The 18057-nt window shown below is 46.9% G+C and carries 16 protein-coding genes; 11 read left to right on the top strand and 5 right to left on the bottom strand.

The features are described 5' to 3' along the window. Window positions 1-14 precede the first annotated feature (14 nt). Entirely contained in the window at window positions 15-473 is a 459-nt protein-coding gene (gene dut, locus L5M37_RS19345; protein ID WP_105251173.1) for a dUTP diphosphatase, read from the bottom strand. Further along, window positions 470-1690, bottom strand: a complete 1221-nt coding sequence (gene coaBC / locus L5M37_RS19350; RefSeq protein WP_263201673.1) for a bifunctional phosphopantothenoylcysteine decarboxylase/phosphopantothenate--cysteine ligase CoaBC — start codon at window positions 1688-1690, stop codon at window positions 470-472. The genes dut and coaBC overlap by 4 nt, the downstream gene beginning before the upstream one ends. A gap of 122 nt (window positions 1691-1812) precedes the next feature. On the opposite strand from coaBC, the gene radC reads away from it, so the two are divergent. The 5 genes from radC to L5M37_RS19375 all read left to right on the top strand — a co-directional run bounded on the left by radC (window position 1813) and on the right by L5M37_RS19375 (window position 5308). Further along, the gene (gene radC / locus L5M37_RS19355) at window positions 1813-2490 is read left to right on the top strand and encodes a RadC family protein (protein ID WP_113941095.1); all 678 of its coding nucleotides are present in this window, start codon (window positions 1813-1815) and stop codon (window positions 2488-2490) included. Between the two features lie 121 nt (window positions 2491-2611). Continuing rightward, the gene (gene rpmB, locus L5M37_RS19360; RefSeq protein ID WP_006079870.1) at window positions 2612-2848 is read left to right on the top strand and encodes a 50S ribosomal protein L28; all 237 of its coding nucleotides are present in this window, start codon (window positions 2612-2614) and stop codon (window positions 2846-2848) included. Between the two features lie 6 nt (window positions 2849-2854). Further along, window positions 2855-3028 (top strand): 50S ribosomal protein L33, encoded by a 174-nt coding sequence (gene rpmG, locus L5M37_RS19365; RefSeq protein ID WP_006079871.1) that lies wholly within the window; start codon window positions 2855-2857, stop codon window positions 3026-3028. Between the two features lie 322 nt (window positions 3029-3350). Next, window positions 3351-4670, top strand: a complete 1320-nt coding sequence (gene argA, locus L5M37_RS19370) for an amino-acid N-acetyltransferase (protein ID WP_263201662.1) — start codon at window positions 3351-3353, stop codon at window positions 4668-4670. Window positions 4671-4789: 119 nt separating this feature from the next. Further along, on the top strand, window positions 4790-5308 hold the full coding sequence (locus tag L5M37_RS19375) for a PH domain-containing protein (RefSeq protein WP_263201663.1): 519 nt from the start codon (window positions 4790-4792) through the stop codon (window positions 5306-5308). 49 nt (window positions 5309-5357) lie between these two features. Here L5M37_RS19375 and rarD read toward each other — a convergent pair whose 3' ends face one another. Together rarD and L5M37_RS19385 are read right to left on the bottom strand one after the other, a co-directional pair. Next, a complete protein-coding gene (gene rarD, locus L5M37_RS19380; protein ID WP_263201664.1) occupies window positions 5358-6242 on the bottom strand; it encodes an EamA family transporter RarD in 885 nt (294 codons plus the stop codon). 206 nt (window positions 6243-6448) lie between these two features. After that, window positions 6449-6913 (bottom strand): thioesterase family protein, encoded by a 465-nt coding sequence (locus L5M37_RS19385; protein WP_014609675.1) that lies wholly within the window; start codon window positions 6911-6913, stop codon window positions 6449-6451. A gap of 281 nt (window positions 6914-7194) precedes the next feature. Here L5M37_RS19385 and recQ point away from each other — a divergent pair, with 281 nt between their 5' ends. Next, window positions 7195-9018 carry a DNA helicase RecQ gene (gene recQ, locus L5M37_RS19390; protein WP_263201665.1) on the top strand — a complete coding sequence of 608 codons (1824 nt, stop codon included), beginning with the start codon at window positions 7195-7197 and terminating at the stop codon, window positions 9016-9018. Here the strand turns inward: recQ and L5M37_RS19395 are convergent. Next, entirely contained in the window at window positions 9000-10778 is a 1779-nt protein-coding gene (locus L5M37_RS19395; protein ID WP_263201666.1) for a diguanylate cyclase domain-containing protein, read from the bottom strand. The genes recQ and L5M37_RS19395 overlap by 19 nt on opposite strands. A 509-nt stretch (window positions 10779-11287) precedes the next feature. Between L5M37_RS19395 and leuA the strand changes: the two genes are divergently transcribed. The 5 genes from leuA to L5M37_RS19420 all read left to right on the top strand — a co-directional run bounded on the left by leuA (window position 11288) and on the right by L5M37_RS19420 (window position 17954). Then, window positions 11288-12856, top strand: coding sequence for a 2-isopropylmalate synthase (gene leuA / locus L5M37_RS19400; protein WP_113941087.1), 1569 nt, complete (start codon window positions 11288-11290; stop codon window positions 12854-12856). A 70-nt stretch (window positions 12857-12926) separates the two neighbouring features. Beyond that, a complete protein-coding gene (leuB, locus tag L5M37_RS19405; RefSeq protein WP_263201667.1) occupies window positions 12927-14021 on the top strand; it encodes a 3-isopropylmalate dehydrogenase in 1095 nt (364 codons plus the stop codon). Window positions 14022-14044: 23 nt separating this feature from the next. Then, a complete protein-coding gene (gene leuC / locus L5M37_RS19410) occupies window positions 14045-15445 on the top strand; it encodes a 3-isopropylmalate dehydratase large subunit (protein WP_263201674.1) in 1401 nt (466 codons plus the stop codon). 27 nt (window positions 15446-15472) lie between these two features. Beyond that, entirely contained in the window at window positions 15473-16078 is a 606-nt protein-coding gene (gene leuD / locus L5M37_RS19415) for a 3-isopropylmalate dehydratase small subunit (protein ID WP_263201668.1), read from the top strand. 526 nt (window positions 16079-16604) lie between these two features. Next, the gene (locus tag L5M37_RS19420) at window positions 16605-17954 is read left to right on the top strand and encodes an outer membrane protein transport protein (RefSeq protein WP_263201669.1); all 1350 of its coding nucleotides are present in this window, start codon (window positions 16605-16607) and stop codon (window positions 17952-17954) included. The last annotated feature ends 103 nt before the right edge of the window (window positions 17955-18057 follow it).

The raw sequence follows: 18057 nt of genomic DNA on the forward strand, positions 1-18057 counted from the left end.
AACGACTTAGGGGATTATTTAGTGCCTGAATGGCCAAATCCGCCTTCACCACGGTCTGAGCTGTCGAACTCATCAACGAGTTTGAATTGTGCTTGTACCACAGGAACAAACACCAGTTGCGCGAGACGATCGCCCATTTCTAAGGTGAATGGACTGTCACCACGATTCCAACAAGATACCATTAAGGGGCCTTGGTAATCTGAATCTATGAGTCCGACTAGATTCCCCAGTACGATACCGTGTTTATGGCCAAGGCCTGAGCGCGGTAAAATCACCGCAGCAAGTCCTGGGTCGGCCACATGAATAGCAATCCCCGTGGGAATGAGCACAGTTTCACCCGGTGCTATGGTTAAAGCCGTGTCTATCATGGCGCGAAGATCCATGCCTGCACTGCCTGCGGTGGCGTAAGCGGGCAAGGGAAATTCTGAGCCGATACGGGAGTCGAGAATTTTTAATTCAATCGGTGTTTTCATGTATTTGTTTTTTCTTTCACTATCAACGAAAGTAATTGCCGTGCCAACGTGAGTTTGTCAGTAGCAGGCAAATCTTGACTGCCGTGCGGCCAGAAAACACGCAGGGCATTAGCATCGGCATTAAAGCCTAGGCCAGCAATGGAAACGTCGTTTGCGGCGATCATGTTCAAGTTTTTACGTTTGAGCTTATCGCGCGCATAGGCTTCTACATCATGGGTTTCGGCGGCAAATCCCACCACAAAAGGACGGTTAGGTAAGCTCGCAACCGTGGCTAAGATATCAGGATTCCTCACCAGCGCAAGTTGCATTTCTTCGGTCGATTTTTTGATCTTACAGGTAGCAATATCACTAATGCGGTAGTCTGCAACGGCGGCGCAGCCAATAAAAATATCTTTTTTATCAACGTTATCCATAACAGCATCGAGCATATTTTGCGCCGATTCAACATCAATCCGTGTCACGCCTTCTGGGGTGCTGAGATTTACGGGGCCTGAGACTAAGGTGACTGTTGCACCCATATCTGCCGCGGCTTTGGCGAGTGCAAAGCCCATTTTTCCAGAACTGTGATTTGAAATGTATCTGACGGGATCAATTGCTTCACGGGTTGGTCCGGCGGTAATCAGCACCGACTGGCCTGCAAGAGGCTGCGCAGAGACTTCTTTTGTTGCAAAAAAATCACTGGCTAGCTCGGCAATTTCTAGCGGTTCGAGCATGCGTCCTGGACCCTCTTCACCACAGGCCTGACTGCCACTGGCGGGTCCCCAAAGTGTCAAACCACGTGATGCTAGGCTAGCTAAATTCGCCTGCGTAGCCAGATTGCGGTACATCTGCTGATTCATTGCTGGACACAGGGCAATTGGCGCCTCAGTGGCAAGACATGTGGTGGTGATTAGCTCATCGGCCATGCCTGCATTAATCCGCGCCAATAGGTTTGCGGTTGCAGGGGCTATGATGACGAGATCTGCCCAACGAGCAAGTTCTATATGGCCCATGGCTGCTTCTGCTGCGGGGTCGAGCAAGCTAGATGCCACTGGATGTCCAGACAACGCTTGCAGCGTCAGAGGCGTAATAAACTCCATCGCACTTTGGCTCATCACCACGCGCACATCAAAACCACGCTCTTTCAAGCGACGTACTAAATCAGCACTTTTATAGGCCGCAATACCGCCGCCAATGCCCAGCAGGACGTTTTTATTTGTCAGACTCACAGACATCATCCGAGATAGAAATAATGCCGGCAACAATATCACAAAGTGGTGAATTTTAGTGACTATCCCAGTTCAAAAAATCTCGTCCATACTCAGTAAAGTGAAAATATGTGAGATGACAGGGAGGTCACATGGGGATTAAAGATTGGCCTGAGGGCGAAGGTCCCAGAGATAAACTGTTACAAAAAGGAGCTGCGCATCTCTCGGATGCTGAATTACTGGCAGTATTGCTGCGTAACGGTTTAGCTGGATTAAACGCGGTTGACCTTGCTAGGTCGCTTATTTGCGAGTTTGGCGGCCTCAGAAACCTGCTCTGTGCCCCAAGAAATCAGGTGTGTCGACTTCCGGGCGTAGGACCTGTAAAATACGCCCAGCTTCAAGCTGCGGCCGAATTAGCGCGGCGTGTAGCGCAGGAAAATCTGCAAAGAGGTCAGGTTTTGACAAATCCCGATTTAACTCGGGACTATTTAATGCGACAATTGGCCGATCGCTCCTATGAAGTGTTCGCAGTTTTACTGCTGGATAGCCAGCATAGAGTGATTCAATTTGTCGAATTATTCCGCGGTACAATAGACTCAGCCTCAGTGTACCCACGTGAAGTGGTGAGCTTAGTGCTGGAGAAAAAGGCCGCAGCAGTTATAGTTTGTCATAATCATCCGTCTGGTATTGCCGAGCCCAGTCAGGCTGACCGACGAATAACTGAGCGATTAAAAAATGCGTTAGCAACCATAGACGTATCCTTATTGGACCATATGGTTGTAGGTGATCGAGAGATAGTTTCTTTTGCAGAACGAGGCTGGATTAATTAATCTAACACTTGATCTTCACTCTGTGATCGTGTATAAAATGCGCCCTCTTTGTGCCTCGGGCGACGGCCATACGAGGCACATTAATGCTCGAGCGTTAAAATTGTTTTTGGAGAAGATTGACATGTCAAGAGTATGCCAAGTTACTGGCAAGAAGCCGATGGTTGGTAACAACCGTTCGCACGCAAAAAACGCGACCCGTCGTCGTTTTTTACCTAACCTACAAAACCACCGTTTTTGGTTAGAAGAAGAAAAGCGTTTCGTACAGTTACGTGTATCTACTAAAGGTATTCGTCTGATCGACAAAAAAGGTATCGAAGTTGTTGTTGCTGAACTTCGTGCTCGTGGCGAGAAGGTATAATAGATCATGGCTAAAGCTAAAGGTAATCGTGAGAAGATCAAATTAGTTTCTACAGCTAAAACTGGTCACTTCTACACAACTGAAAAAAACAAGCGTAACATGCCTGAAAAAATGGAAATCAAAAAATTTGATCCAGTTATTCGTCAGCACGTTATCTACAAAGAAGCAAAAATCAAGTAATCCTTGGTTAGTGTTTCGAGAAAAGCCCCTTATTTAAGGGGCTTTTTTTTGCATTTTTTTAGTGGCTAGTCATCAAGTTGAGATAATTGCCTCGCAAACTTAAGCCGCTGAATCATCCCCTGTGAAGTTAAAAAAGTGTGAACACTTACTGAAAATATAAAATAGTGCGGTTCTAAGCACTTTAAATCATCAAATCTGCACTTTGGTGAGAATAAATTCTTTATATCTGAATTAAAATGCAATACCATACGCGAAAGTTAGCGATTCATTCCTGGTGTGTCATAGTGACGCTGCCAGCTCAAAAATGAGGTGTAAATAACGCGTGCGTACCACTGAACTGGTTGATGGATTTCGTCATTCTGCCCCCTATGTTAATGCTCACAGAGGTAAAACTTTTGTGGTCATGCTGGGTGGTGAAGCTTTGGCTCAAAATCAATTCCGCGCCATCTTAAATGATGTCGCCCTGCTGCACAGTTTAGGGATCAAAGTGGTGTTGGTATATGGCGCTAGGCCGCAGATTGATGCAGCATTAGCCGCCAACGGTATTGCGCCTGCCTACCACGACGGTGTGCGTATCACGGATGAAGATTCGCTCAAAGTGATTAAGCAAGTTGCGGGTGCACTGCAATTTGATATCACAGCGCGTTTATCCATGAGTTTAAGTAATACGCCGATGCAAGGTGCGCAAATTAACTTAGTGAGCGGCAACTTTGTGATTGCTCAACCACTGGGTGTGGATAATGGTGTGGATTTTTGCCTGAGTGGCAAAGTGCGTCGTATTGATGTGCAAGGCTTAAAACGTCAGTTAGATAATCACTGCATCGTATTGATGGGGCCGATTGCTGCTTCGGTTACTGGTGAAAGTTTTAATCTCACCGCCGAGGAAATCGCGACTCAAGTGGCGATTAAGCTCAAAGCAGACAAGATGATCGGCTTTAGCTCACAGAACGGTATTCTCGATCGAAATGGCGATGTGATTGCCGAGTTGATGCCAAATGATGCGCAAAACATCATGAACAAGCTGGCCGAGCAAGGTTCTGCTTGTGTTGGTACTATGGCGTTTCTCAAAGCCAGTATCGATGCTTGCCGCAATGGTGTGCCACGTTGTCATTTAGTTAGCTACCTTGAAGATGGTGCTTTGCTACAAGAGCTGTTTTCCCGTGAAGGGATTGGTACACAAATCGTCACTGAGAGTGCTGAGCGTTTACGCTGTGCGTCGATCGCCGATATTGGCGGTGTGTTGAACCTTATCCGTCCATTGGAGGAACAAGGCATTCTGGTGCGTCGTAGTCGTGAGCAGCTTGAGATTGAAATCGAACAGTTCATGTTGATTGAACGTGATGGTTTAGTGATTGGTTGCGCTGCGCTCTATCCTTTTGAAGAGGACAATGCGGGTGAGTTTGCTTGTTTAGTGGTGCATCCCGATTATCGCGATGCCGACAGAGGGAGCTTACTGCTGAAGAACATTATCAATCAGGCCAGAAACCGTGGTTATTCACGCTTGTTTGCATTGACAACTCGGAGCATTCACTGGTTCTTAGAGCATGGTTTTGTGATTGAAGATGTTGAAGCACTGCCACAGAAGAAGAAGCAGTTGTATAACTATCAACGCCGCTCAAAAATTCTCGCGATCGATCTTTAAGCCGTTCTAAATCAATCCAATCAATGCCAGCCTAGTACTCATATTAGCGCTGGCATTTTTATTGACATAATATGTCTTTATTGGCAGATTAAGGCTTCACTGCACGGGAGATACTGCCAATGAGTCCTCAATTTTTTGAACTCGCCCCTTTAACCCAAACCTCTATCTTCAGTTTTATCGTCTTATTGCTCGGTTTAGCGGGTATCTTACTGATGTTATGGCTAAAAAATATGCCTAAGATAGCGAAGTCAGCGAGTTTAGGTATATTGCTGGTGATGATGGGCGGATTTTCTTGGGTCTTCTATCAATCGAATAGCGCCGAATTAGTGTTAACCGATACAGAGCTCACATTGGATGTTCCCTTCTATAAAGTGCAGTTATCCCGCGTGGATTTATTGCCCGCCGAGGCACGCATAGTCGATTTGCAACAAGAGGCAGATTTAACGCCGAGCTTTAAAACGAACGGCATAGGCATGCCAGGGTTTCAATTAGGCTGGTTTAAGTTGCAGGGGAAAGGCAGGGCATTTTTGGCGATAACAGATAAATCGCAGTTAGTGTTAGTGCCAACGACTAAAGGCTACAGTTTATTACTAACAGTGCCGCAAGGGAGTGAGTTTTTAGCACAATTACAGAAGTAACCATCATATGTCATCACTTCTGCCACTGTGTTTATCGGTGTGATAATGCTTACGCCGTTTTGCGTTTATAGGCCATATCTAAGGTAAAGACGAGCAGCGCGCTCCAGATAAATCCGAAGGTCACGCCTTTTTCGGCATCGAAGGGCTCATTGAATAGACTCACCGCGAGGATAAACATAATACTCGGGCCAATATATTGGAAAAAGCCGAGCATAGACAATGGAATACGTACCGCTGCCCCTGCAAAACACAGTAAAGGAATGGTAGTCACTATCCCAGCCGCCATTAACATCAGATTCAGTTGCCAATCATTAGTCAGCATGCTCGCTGTGGCTGTGTCTAAGGTTGCGAGGAGATAAATCAGCGCTACCGGTAATAACACTGCGGTTTCGACCAATAATCCGGCCTTAGCATCCACATTGACCTTTTTTCGCAGTAGCGCATAGAAACCAAAGGTGCCCGCGAGTGCCAGTGAGACGATGGGAATCGAGCCGAAGGAGATTAATTGGAGCAGTACGCCGGTACTCGCGAGTGCGACCGCGAACCATTGTAGCTTACGCAATCTTTCACCTAGAAATAACATACCGAGCAAGACGTTGAGTAAAGGATTGATAAAGTAGCCTAAACTGGCATCGAGCATGTGGTCGTTATTCACCGCCCAGATAAATAACAGCCAGTTTGCGGCGATCAGTATGGAGGTGATGACGAGAACTATAAGCTGCTTAGGCTGTTTAAACAGTAAGCGTAGGCGAGAAAATCCGCCGATAAACTGCATGATGATCAGCATAAACACGAACGACCAAATTACCCTATGGAGTAGGATTTCGGTGGCGGACACTTGATTGAGTAATTTGAAATATAAAGGCGCAAAACCCCACATACAGTAAGCACTGACGGCGAGTAGGATTCCTTTGCGGTATTCAAGATCTGGCATGAGACATCTTCGAAGAACAACAAGGTGGCGATTGTAGGTCTGTCTGACCGCTGACTCAAGGGATGGGTCACGTTCTTTTCGTTACAGGATATCTCGATAGGAGAGTCAATGGCGGGGGGAATATGGGTAAACATCTTGCTAATCAAGATGTTTACCTTGGTCAGTTTTGAGCGTTAAGACGATAAATGCTTATCTAAAATTAAACACTAACCCACCATATAAGTCCCTGTTCCAAAAGCGATATGCGTACCTTGCTCATTATGCAACTCCATGCGGCATACAGAGACTCGATTACCTGCTCGAATGACACTGCCCGTACCCGTGAAGGTGAGACCGCGTCCCGGCCGCAGATAATCGACGCGCATATCAATCGTCCCTAAAGTTTGGAGGCGTTGTTGTAGTTCTTCGATTGTCCAATCTTCACGGCTGGCGACCAGCCCTGCAAATGCGGTGAGTCCGCCGACCACATCCAGTACCGTGGCCGTGACACCACCGTGAAGGATCTGTTGATGGATATTGCCAATCAGTTCAGGCTTCATATTGATCACAACTTCGACACCGTCGATATCGTAGCGTTTTATATCGAGCCCGAGCAGATTATGAAAAGGCACATGTTGATCAAATACTTCTGCCACTCTGCTTAATATTTCGGCTTGGATTGGGCTTGTCATGGTTTCTGGTCCTTGTCACTGAGTGACGGTATTAGGCGTAATTGGATTTGTTATCAACACTTAGATTAGGAAAGTGCGGCTTAGAGCAATTAATCTACAGTGAACCTCACTACGAATGCAACTGTGCCACTAATGCGAAGTGCTCAGGCTAAGTGACTCAGGCGACGTGACTCTGATGAGGTCATGGCGGATTTTAACGTACTTTAAATTCCCGCTGAATCCTGCATTTTGAGGTCGTTTGGGTATAGAATAGGCCCCCTCACTTTTGACATAGAAGATCCATGGAAAAGCTCGTACTCGACACGCATGATGATCCGCTCTCGCAACGCCTCGCACAGGTGTTTGGTTACCGTGACTTTAGGGACGGTCAGCGGGAGGTGATAGAACGTGTCTGCGGCGGGCAAGATTGCCTAGTGATCATGCCGACGGGCGGCGGTAAGAGTCTGTGTTATCAGTTACCCGCCCTGATGATGAATGGCATCACTATTGTCGTCTCCCCATTGATTTCTTTGATGAAAGATCAAGTCGATAGCTTATTGCAAACCGGTGTTGCCGCGGCTTATCTCAATTCTTCTTTGCCGCGCGAGCAGAGTGCCGAAGTATTAAGGCAGTTGCGCCACGGTGAGTTAAAACTGCTTTATGTGTCACCTGAACGCTTATTAAGCGCAGATTTTATTGAACGAATGCAGTCGCTCCAGCTAGCGATGTTTGCCATCGATGAGGCGCACTGTATCAGTCAATGGGGTCATGATTTTCGCCCTGAATATGCGGCGCTCGGCCAGTTAAAACAACTCTTCCCCTATGTGCCCATGATGGCTTTAACCGCTACTGCGGATCAGGCGACGCGGCAGAGTATTTGTGAGCGACTCGGCATTGAGCCATTCCGTTTACTTTCAAGTTTCGACCGGCCCAATATTCGTTATACAGTGGCCGAAAAGCTTAATGCGGCTAATCAGTTACGGCATTTTTTAACGCAGCAGAATGGCACTAACGGCATTATTTATTGCAGCAGTCGTCGTCGTGTCGATGAAGTGGCCGACCGTTTATGTCTGCAAGGTTTTAATGCCAAGGCCTATCATGCGGGAATGACGCAGGAAGACCGCGGTGCAGTACAGGATAGTTTCCTTAAAGATCAAATCGATATCGTGGTCGCCACAGTCGCTTTCGGTATGGGGATCAACAAGTCGAACGTGCGCTTTGTGGTGCATTACGATATCCCGAAAAGTATCGAAGCCTATTATCAGGAAACGGGCCGAGCCGGCCGCGATGGGCTCGATGCTGAAGCTTTTATGCTATTCGATCCCGCCGATATTGGCCGGGTGCGGCATTTGATTGAACAGTCTGAGCCTGGGCCGCAGCAACAGGTCGAATTCCATAAACTCAATACCATGGCCGCCTTTGCCGAGGCGCAGACCTGTCGCCGCCAAGTGTTGCTGCATTACTTCGATGAGAGTGCATTAGAGCCCTGTGGTAACTGCGACATTTGCCTCGATCCACCTAAGCGTTACAACGGCACCGAAGATGCGCAGAAGGTGTTGTCATGTATTTTCCGTTTAGGGCAACGTTTTGGTATCAATCACTTAATTGAAGTGTTGCGCGGCTCGAAAGGCGCACCGATAGTCGATCGTGGGCATGACAAACTCACGACTTGGGGGATTGGTAAAGACAAGAGCCATGAATATTGGTTGAGCGTGATCCGTCAACTCATTCATCTGGGACTGGCGAGTCAAGATGTGACCCGCGGCTCCTCTATTACCTTAAACCCATCGGCACGACCTGTGCTCAAAGGGGAAGTGGCGTTAATGCTCGCCGAACCGCGTATTCAGTTAACAACCACAAAACGTAAGGTGAGCCAGTCTAAGGCGCCGCTGAGTTACGACCGTAAGTTGTTCGCACGGTTGAAGTTATTGCGTAGAACCATTGCTGAGCAGCAGGACGTGCCACCGTATTTAGTCTTTAACGATGCGACCCTTGCTGAAATGGCGGCCATGATGCCAACGAGTGCGGGTGAAATGCTCGCCGTTAATGGTGTAGGCGAGCGTAAGTTGAGCCGTTTTGGCGACGCTTTTCTCGATGAAATTGCGGCTTACTTAGCGGGGGAATAATCGCCTAAATGATCGCTGACTTTCACTTTGCCGAGTTGATTTATGCTGGCTCGCTTAATTAAAGACTCTAAGGTATCAAACTGTTGCATCGCCGCTATACCAATATTGACCTTACTTGAACCCTGCCAAGGCTGAATGCAAGCAACTAACTGACTAACGACTCTTTTAGCACCAGTTGCCGAGGTATGCGGCAGGATAATGACAATTTCATCCATCGAATATCGGATTAACTTATCTTGCTCCCGTAGTCTGTGTTGTAGCTCATCCTGTAAGAGAGGTAGGTCAACTTGACGGATCTGACTCGCATTAAACAATAATAAAGACAGTGGGTAATTACCTTGTTTGGCACTGTTTAATGCTGATGTGACTTGTTGGAGCAGCGTTTCCGCAGGTTCATTACCTTCAATATGTGGGGCACGATTATTCTGTTTATCAATCAAATACCAAATAGCTCCGCCCAATAATGCCATCGCGATTAAGAACAGTGTGCTATAGGCCCAATCGACATTTAGCTCTTGTAAGATTGAATCTTTTTCTGGTGCAGTGCTATTTGGCTCCTGCTGTAGATCTTGTTGATTTAGACGGGCCTTAAACTGCAATATCCGAGCATTATTCATCGCTTGATTGGTGAGCTCGGCCGCTCGATAACGTTTGAGCAAGAAAGAATAGGCTTGTTTAAAATCCCCTTTTTCTAAGTAGTGATCGCTCATGATCCCGTAAAACCCTTTGAGATCTGAGTATTGTTTTAGGTTTTCAGCTTGCTCAATAGCGTGATTCATGAGGATTAAAGCGGCATCTTCTTGATGCTGAGCAAAACGAATTTGGGCGAGTAGGCGAGTTGAACGCATTGTTGCTAATTGTTGATTTTGTTTTTTAAACGTATTAATCGCGATAGAAAGATATTCTTCGGCATTATCGATGCGGCCTTTATCGAGCGCGATTGAGGCCAAAATGGCATAACTGTAGGCGAGTTCAAGTGGCGAACCGAGCTCAGGTAAAAGCGCTTTAGCTTGTTGTTCGAGTTTATCACTGTAATCAAACTCTTGATTATCAAGCGCTATCCGAGCTGCATTGCGTAAAATAAAGTGTAAAACTTTCCCTTTTGCATCGGCACTTTGTATACCTAAGTTGGTGTAATACATGGCTTGGGGGAAATCATGGGTGGCATAAAGTAAATTTCCCATCGCGGCATACACATAGGCTTGTGGTGGCCAAATCCAATTTTGGGTTTGAGTATGAATATCCGGATAAATATCAATCGCGAGGCGTAAATCTTCGATAGCAGAGGAGAAGTTATCAGTGTCAGTATCGAGTTGGCCACGTAAGCGTAAAGCATCGACTAAGGCTTGTGGTTGCTGGTAACGTCGCGCGAGGTTAATGGCTGAATCAAGCAAAGGTAGGGCATTTTGAACATTGTTATAGCTAAGGTTGGCGTCGGCTTGGCAAATCAAAAAGTAAGGGCGTACTTGATCTAGCTTAAGTTGTTTAGCGTTTGCTTCGCCTAATTGAGCGACGTTGATAGCGGCTTCATTTTCCCCTATTTGTAGTAGGTTTTGGCATTTCAACACACTTAATCGGAGTCGATTGATATCTGAGCTTGCACTGGTCGCAAATTGTTTTTCTAACGCTGTTATTTGAGTGAGTGCTTTACTGGGATATTGGTAGACGAGTTCAGTGAGTTCATCTAATTGGTCTATAGCACTGGCCCCAAAGGGAAACAGCCATAACAACAGGCTCAGTACCAAGACGCGAAAATCCATTTTGTGCTCCATATAAAATGCGTAAGTTCTAATATCCCTAATCACTAAGGCGGGATTATAACTTTTCTTAATCGTTTTTTGCATAAAAAACTATTTTTTTCTAAGGGGAATAAGTTAACACATCCCAGTGATTTCTGAATCCAAACAGCTGGTTAATTCTGTGGAATCGATCACTAATTTGGGGATGAAACTCACCGTTATTAGCCTTAAGACAGGTTGAATGAGTGGAACATGAAAAAATTAGGGTTGACACTATCGGCTAGGCAAGTTAAATATTAACCGTCCTCAATAATTCAAACAGAATAAATATACAGATTAAATGAATATTATTAGCCGCAAACTCGACCTCCTCCTTCTCTCTCTCGCGGTTTATACGCGGAGGTCTTAGTGTTGCACGCTCGATAAAGAGGCAAAGCATTCACAAACCCCGCACCGATGTTGCGGGGTTTTTTGTATCTGAATACGGCAAAAATTAACTAACGAACGGTGACGTTCCATGGAGAAGCGAGATGTCTAACAGAGTCATAATATTTGATACTACCTTGCGTGATGGTGAGCAGGCGTTAGCCGCAAGTTTGTCGGTCAAAGAAAAACTACAGATCGCTATGGCGCTGGAACGTCTCGGTGTGGATGTGATGGAAGTGGGTTTTCCGGTTTCTTCACCCGGTGATTTTGAGTCAGTGCAGACCATAGCGCGTACCATCAAAAATAGCCGTGTTTGTGCTTTATCCCGTGCACTTGAAAAGGACATAGATGCTGCGGCGCAGGCCTTGTCAGTTGCAGATCAATTCCGTATCCATACGTTTATCTCGACCTCAACGATTCACGTTGAGAGCAAGTTGAAGCGTTCTTTCGATCAAGTGTTAGAGATGGCGGTGGGCGCAGTGAAGTATGCTCGCCGTTTTACTGATGACGTGGAGTTTTCCTGTGAGGATGCGGGGCGTACGCCCATCGATAATCTATGTCGTATGGTAGAAGCCGCCATTCGTGCGGGCGCACGCACCATTAATATTCCCGATACGGTCGGTTACACAGTGCCAAGCGAGTTTGGCAATATCATTCAAACTTTGTTTAATCGGGTGCCGAATATCGACCAAGCGGTGATCTCAGTGCATTGCCACGATGACTTAGGTTTGTCTGTGGCTAACTCGATAACCGCAGTGCAACACGGTGCGCGTCAAATTGAATGTACGATCAATGGCATAGGTGAGCGTGCGGGTAACTGTTCGCTGGAAGAGATCGCGATGATTTTAGCGACGCGTAAGGGGATGTTAGGGTTAGAAACGGGCATTAATGCCAAAGAAATTCACCGTACTTCTAATTTAGTCAGCCAGTTATGCAATATGCCAGTGCAGGCGAACAAGGCGATTGTCGGTGCGAATGCCTTTACCCATTCGTCGGGCATCCATCAGGATGGCATGTTAAAAGCACAAAATACCTATGAAATCATGACGCCAGAAAGTATAGGTTTGAATCGCAATAACTTGAATATGACCTCTCGCTCGGGTCGCCATGTGATCAAGCATCGCATGGAAGAAATGGGCTATAGCGAGCACGATTACAATATGGATACTCTGTATGAAGAGTTTCTAAAATTGGCAGATAAAAAAGGCCAAGTATTTGATTATGATTTAGAAGCCTTAGCCTTTATGGAAGCGCAGGCCGAAGAAGACAATCACTATCAATTGCAGCAATTAGTGGTGCAGTCTGACTCAACTGAAGGCGTTGCTACGGCGACTGTGCGTATCGAAGTGGGCGGCGAAATTAAAACCGAAGCCGCAACGGGTAATGGTCCTGTTGATGCTGCCTATAACGCGATTGCTCGCGCAACCGATCGTCGAATCGATATCATCAGCTACAAGCTAGGCGCTAAAGGCGTAGGTCAAAATGCCTTAGGCCAAGTGGATATTACCGCGGTTTACCACGAGCAAAACTTTCACGGCGTAGGTTTGGCAACCGATGTGGTTGAAGCCTCGGCACGCGCTTTAGTGCATGTGATGAACTTAACGTGCCGCGCAGACAAGGTTGCCGATTACAAACAAAGCATGCAAAAAAATCGAGAGCTAGGCGGCGTCTAGTCGCTAAAAGCATCCAGAGAATAGCAAGGTCGAGCATAAAGCATTTACATTTAAAGGAGTTGGCTGGCGTATGAGTTATCAAATAGCAGTATTAGCAGGGGATGGGATCGGCCCAGAAGTGATGGCAGAGGCGCGTAAAGTGTTGCGTGAGGTTGAAGCGCGTTTCGATTTGAATATCGAATACACTGAATTCGATGTTGGCGGTATTGCCATTGATAACCACGGTTGTCCCTTACCCGATGCCACGCTAAAGGGCTGTGAAGCGGCCGATGCGATCCTATTTGGTTCAGTCGGTGGCCCTAAGTGGGAAAAGTTACCGCCAAATGAGCAACCTGAGCGCGGTGCGCTATTGCCTCTGCGTGGTCACTTCGAACTGTTTTGTAATCTGCGTCCAGCTAAATTGCATGATGGCTTAGAGCATATGTCGCCGCTGCGTAGCGATATTTCCGCCCGTGGATTTGATGTCTTATGTGTACGCGAGTTAACCGGCGGTATTTACTTTGGTAAGCCGAAGGGCCGTCAAGGCGAAGGCGAAAATGAAGAAGCCTTCGATACCATGCGTTATAGCCGCCGCGAAATTAGCCGTATCGCTCGCATCGCCTTTGAAGCCGCCCGTGGTCGCCGTAAAAAAGTCACCTCAGTGGATAAAGCCAACGTGCTCGCCTGTTCAGTGTTATGGCGCCAAGTGGTCGAAGAAGTGGCGGTAGATTTTCCCGATGTCGAACTGGAACATATCTATATCGATAATGCGACCATGCAGTTGCTGCGCCGCCCCGATGAGTTTGATGTGATGCTATGTTCTAACCTGTTCGGCGACATTTTATCCGACGAAATCGCCATGTTAACGGGCTCTATGGGCTTGTTGTCATCGGCGAGCATGAACAGCACTGGCTTTGGTTTATTCGAACCAGCGGGTGGCAGTGCGCCGGATATCGCGGGCAAAGGCATTGCAAACCCTATCGCCCAAATTCTGTCGGCGGCATTAATGTTGCGCCACAGCTTAAAGCAAGAAGAAGCCGCCTGTGCGATTGAGCGTGCCGTAAGCAAAGCGTTAAATTCTGGCTACTTAACCGGTGAACTATTGAGCGCAGACAAGCGTAGCCAAGCTAAATCCACTCGCGAGATGGGTGACTTTATCGCCAATGCTATAAAGGAAGGTGTGTAATGACGACTGTGCCAAAAAACTCGGTGGCAAAAACGCTGTATCAAAAAGTATGGGATGCCCACGTTGTAGCGACTCCTGAAGGTGAAGCGCCGATCATTTATGTCGACAGACATTTAGTCCATGAAGTGACTTCTCCCCAAGCATTCAGTGGCTTAAAAGTGGCAGGCCGCAAACTACGTGCACCGGAAAAAACCTTTGCCACTATGGATCACAACACTTCGACCCGTAGCGCCAGTTTAGATGCGCTAAGCCATATGGCGCGCGCACAGGTTGAAACCCTAGCGCAAAACTGTAAAGACTTTGGCGTGCGTTTATATGACATTCACCATCCTAATCAAGGGATTGTGCATGTAATGGGGCCAGAGTTAGGGATTACCTTACCCGGCACTGTGATTGTCTGTGGTGATTCCCATACCGCGACCCATGGCGCCTTTGGTGCGCTGGCGTTTGGCATTGGCACATCTGAAGTTGAGCACGTTTTAGCAACGCAAACCCTGCGTCAGTTAAAAGCTAAAACCATGAAGATTGAAGTGCGTGGTCATGTCACCGATGGCGTGACCGCCAAAGATATCGTACTCGCTATTATTGGCAAAATCGGCATGGATGGTGGCACGGGTTATGTGGTGGAGTTCTGCGGTGAGGCGATTGAAGCCCTGTCGATGGAAGGCCGCATGACAGTGTGCAACATGGCGATTGAGATGGGCGCTAAGGCGGGCATGGTCGCGCCGGATCAAACCACTTTCGACTATTTAGCAGGCCGCGAGTTTGCACCTAAGGGCGAAGATTGGGCAGAGGCTGTCGCTTACTGGCAAGCCATAAAAACCGATGATGGCGCCGTGTTTGATGCGACTGTGATACTCGATGCCGCCGATATCGCGCCGCAATTGACTTGGGGCACTAACCCTGGCCAAGTCGTAGCGATCGATGGAAAAGTGCCAAATCCTATTGATGAAGTAAATCCAAGTACCCGAGCTAGTATGGAAAAGGCCCTAGAATACATTGGCCTGAGTGCGGGTACGCCTATGACAGACATCATTATCAACAAAGTATTTATCGGTTCATGTACTAACTCACGGATTGAAGATTTACGCAGCGCCGCCGTGCATGCCAAAGGCCGTAAAGTCGCGAGTGGCGTCACTGCGATTGTTGTACCTGGTTCAGGTCAAGTGAAAGCCCAAGCCGAAGCCGAAGGCTTAGATAAAATCTTTATCGAAGCCGGGTTTGAGTGGCGTTTACCGGGTTGTTCCATGTGTTTAGCGATGAACGATGACAGATTAGAGGCGGGCGATCGCTGTGCTTCGACCAGTAATCGTAATTTCGAAGGTCGCCAAGGCCGTGGTAGTCGTACCCATTTGGTGAGCCCAGCGATGGCCGCCGCCGCTGCGGTGGCTGGGCATTTTGTCGATATCCGTAAACCTTACTAATTACCGTAAATCCAAGAGGAGAAGTTAATGCAACCTTTTACGACCCATACCGGGCTTGCGGTCATGATCGACAGCACCAATATCGATACGGATCAGATCATTCCGAAACAGTTTTTGTCTAAGGTGACGCGCGATGGTTTTGGCGTGCACTTATTTCATGACTGGCGTTATTTAGATGATGCGGGCGATGTGCCTAATCCTGAGTTTTCATTGAACCAGCCTCGTTATAAAGGCGCTTCAATTCTTTTGTCGCAGGAAAACTTTGGTTGTGGTTCAAGCCGCGAACATGCGCCTTGGGCGCTGGCGGACTTCGGTTTGCGCGCCATTATTGCACCGAGTTTTGCCGACATTTTTTACGGTAACTCAATCAATAATGGCTTGTTACCTGTGGCGTTAACCCACGAGCAGGTGCGTCAGTTGATGGATGAAGTGGCCGCAGAAGAAGGCGCGCAAATCACGGTTGATCTCACAAGCTGTAAAGTGATTGCACCGTCAGGTGCTGAGTTTAGTTTTACGCTGGCAGAGTCGGCGAGACATAAGTTACTCAATGGGTTAGATGCTATTGGGCTGACCTTGTCCCATGCTGCGCAAATCAGTCAGTACGAAACTCAAATCCAAGGTTGGCGCTGCTAAACTTTCAGCGCACATTTGTACTCGTGTTGAGTCTATATTTAAGCGCCTAGGTTAATACCTAGGCGTTTTTGTTTTGAATCTCAAAACTCTCTTAATTTAATTAATTGTATTTAAAAGCATAAATTTTTATTGTCGTTTTGATACTAGAAAATTTTATTCTCTGCAGTGATTTATGCTGAATGTGTCGAGTTTAAATAATTTACACGTGTTCCAAAGTTTTAATTTTTTATCTTGTTGTTTAATATTGATATTTTTTGGTTTGTTAATTTAAATCTCACGACTGTTGTGAATGATTTTTGAGTGCTTAAAGGTTAGTCTTTGTTTGAATGGTGATGTGCGTCACTAAATCTGTTTTAAATTTGTATTTCTTTAGAGTTTTTATCTGTTTTATCTCCTTTGGTTGCAAACATCTTCTGCATAAGTAAACTGCTGCGCATTCAATATGGAGTGTTTGCTCTATTTTGCCTGAACGCCGCAGTACTCATCTAAGTAGTACAGATAACAATAATATGATTAGAGAATAACAATGCAAAAACGTCTTCTGACTTTGGCTGTCACTGCAGCCTTGTTAAGTTCAACGACTCAACTCCATGCCGCGGGTTTTCAACTTGCGGAATACTCTGCTACAGGTTTAGGTCGCGCCTTTGCGGGTGAAGCCGCTATGGCGGATAACGCTTCGGCTCAAGGTCGAAATCCTGCCATGCTCACTTATTTAGAAGGACGTCAGTTGTCCGCGGGTGGCATTTACGTTATGCCAAACGTCGATGTGACTGGTGATGTGAGCCTTAGCTCACCGTTAATTGGTCCTAATCCTGTTGTTATGAAAGGTGGCGATGCACTGGATGTGGCCGATGACGCACTCGTGCCAAACTTTTACTACTCAAATCAGCTAAATGATCAATGGACTTGGGGGCTAGCGGTAAACTCTAATTATGGTCTAGCCACTGAATTACCCGCGACCCACGCAGCGGCTATTTTTGGTAACAAGACTTCGGTTACGACCGTTGAATTTAATCCAAACATTGCTTATCGCATCAATGATGCTGTCAGCGTTGGTGCTGGTGTACGGATTGTTTATGGTGAGGGCGAAATCGGTGCCTCATTACCAGGTTGGGTCGATGGTATCAAACCTGCTCTGCCGGCTCCTGTGCAGGCTATGTTACCTCCAGGTGGCACTGAGCTGAAAAGCATGAAGGGTGATGATGTGGGTTACGGCTGGCAGTTAGGTGCGAGTTGGCAAATTAATCCGGCTCACCGTTTGGGTTTTGCTTATCACAGCGGCGTGAAGCTGGACTTGGATGGTCATGCTTCAGGTGTGCTGTACACTGGCGGCCAAGATGTGTCCATTGAAGGTTATTTACCGCTTGAATTGCCCGCTTTTGCAGAGATAGCTTCCCATCACCAATTGACCGATAACTGGGCCATGCATGCGAGTGTGAACTGGACAGATTGGAGCGTATTCGATCAACTAGTGGCTTATTTCCCTGGTGAAGTTAAACCTAAGGGCGGTTTAGAGTCTGATTTAGTTAAAGAAGAGCACTTCGAAGATAACTGGCGCTTCGCGCTAGGGACGACTTATCAAGTGAATAACGATTGGTTAGTGCGTGCCGGTGTTGCTTTAGATAAAACGGCGGCAAATGACGAGTGGCGCACAACCACAATTCCAGACTCTGACCGTCTGTGGTTCTCTGTGGGCGCATGTTATCAGGCAACTAAGAACCTGAACGTTGATTTTGCTGTGACTTATATTAAAGCGACTGGCGATGCGCCAATCAACGAACAGCAAAACCTATTGAACCTAGCGACTGTTAACTTTAACGGCGAAGCAAGCGGCGATGTATGGCTTGCGGGTATCCAAATGAGCTACAAGATGTAAGTTCAGTATGTTAAAAAAAGCCCTGAATCTTCAGGGCTTTTTTATAGCTATAGCATGGTGGCGTTATCTTGTTTTACGGCTTGCTTGCTGGTCACGGCAGTAA

It is taken from the genome of Shewanella sp. SM69 (assembly GCF_025653985.1).
Lineage (GTDB): Bacteria > Pseudomonadota > Gammaproteobacteria > Enterobacterales > Shewanellaceae > Shewanella > Shewanella oncorhynchi.

What these genes read in the sequence shown, in the direction of transcription:
- dut (WP_105251173.1), bottom strand. Translation starts at nt 473, where the DNA reads ATGAAAACACCGATTGAATTAAAAATTCTCGACTCCCGTATCGGCTCA.
- coaBC (WP_263201673.1), bottom strand. Translation starts at nt 1,690, where the DNA reads ATGATGTCTGTGAGTCTGACAAATAAAAACGTCCTGCTGGGCATTGGC.
- radC (WP_113941095.1), top strand. Translation starts at nt 1,813, where the DNA reads ATGGGGATTAAAGATTGGCCTGAGGGCGAAGGTCCCAGAGATAAACTG.
- rpmB (WP_006079870.1), top strand. Translation starts at nt 2,612, where the DNA reads ATGTCAAGAGTATGCCAAGTTACTGGCAAGAAGCCGATGGTTGGTAAC.
- rpmG (WP_006079871.1), top strand. Translation starts at nt 2,855, where the DNA reads ATGGCTAAAGCTAAAGGTAATCGTGAGAAGATCAAATTAGTTTCTACA.
- L5M37_RS19375 (WP_263201663.1), top strand. Translation starts at nt 4,790, where the DNA reads ATGAGTCCTCAATTTTTTGAACTCGCCCCTTTAACCCAAACCTCTATC.
- rarD (WP_263201664.1), bottom strand. Translation starts at nt 6,242, where the DNA reads ATGCCAGATCTTGAATACCGCAAAGGAATCCTACTCGCCGTCAGTGCT.
- L5M37_RS19385 (WP_014609675.1), bottom strand. Translation starts at nt 6,913, where the DNA reads ATGACAAGCCCAATCCAAGCCGAAATATTAAGCAGAGTGGCAGAAGTA.
- recQ (WP_263201665.1), top strand. Translation starts at nt 7,195, where the DNA reads ATGGAAAAGCTCGTACTCGACACGCATGATGATCCGCTCTCGCAACGC.
- L5M37_RS19395 (WP_263201666.1), bottom strand. Translation starts at nt 10,778, where the DNA reads ATGGATTTTCGCGTCTTGGTACTGAGCCTGTTGTTATGGCTGTTTCCC.
- leuA (WP_113941087.1), top strand. Translation starts at nt 11,288, where the DNA reads ATGTCTAACAGAGTCATAATATTTGATACTACCTTGCGTGATGGTGAG.
- leuB (WP_263201667.1), top strand. Translation starts at nt 12,927, where the DNA reads ATGAGTTATCAAATAGCAGTATTAGCAGGGGATGGGATCGGCCCAGAA.
- leuD (WP_263201668.1), top strand. Translation starts at nt 15,473, where the DNA reads ATGCAACCTTTTACGACCCATACCGGGCTTGCGGTCATGATCGACAGC.
- L5M37_RS19420 (WP_263201669.1), top strand. Translation starts at nt 16,605, where the DNA reads ATGCAAAAACGTCTTCTGACTTTGGCTGTCACTGCAGCCTTGTTAAGT.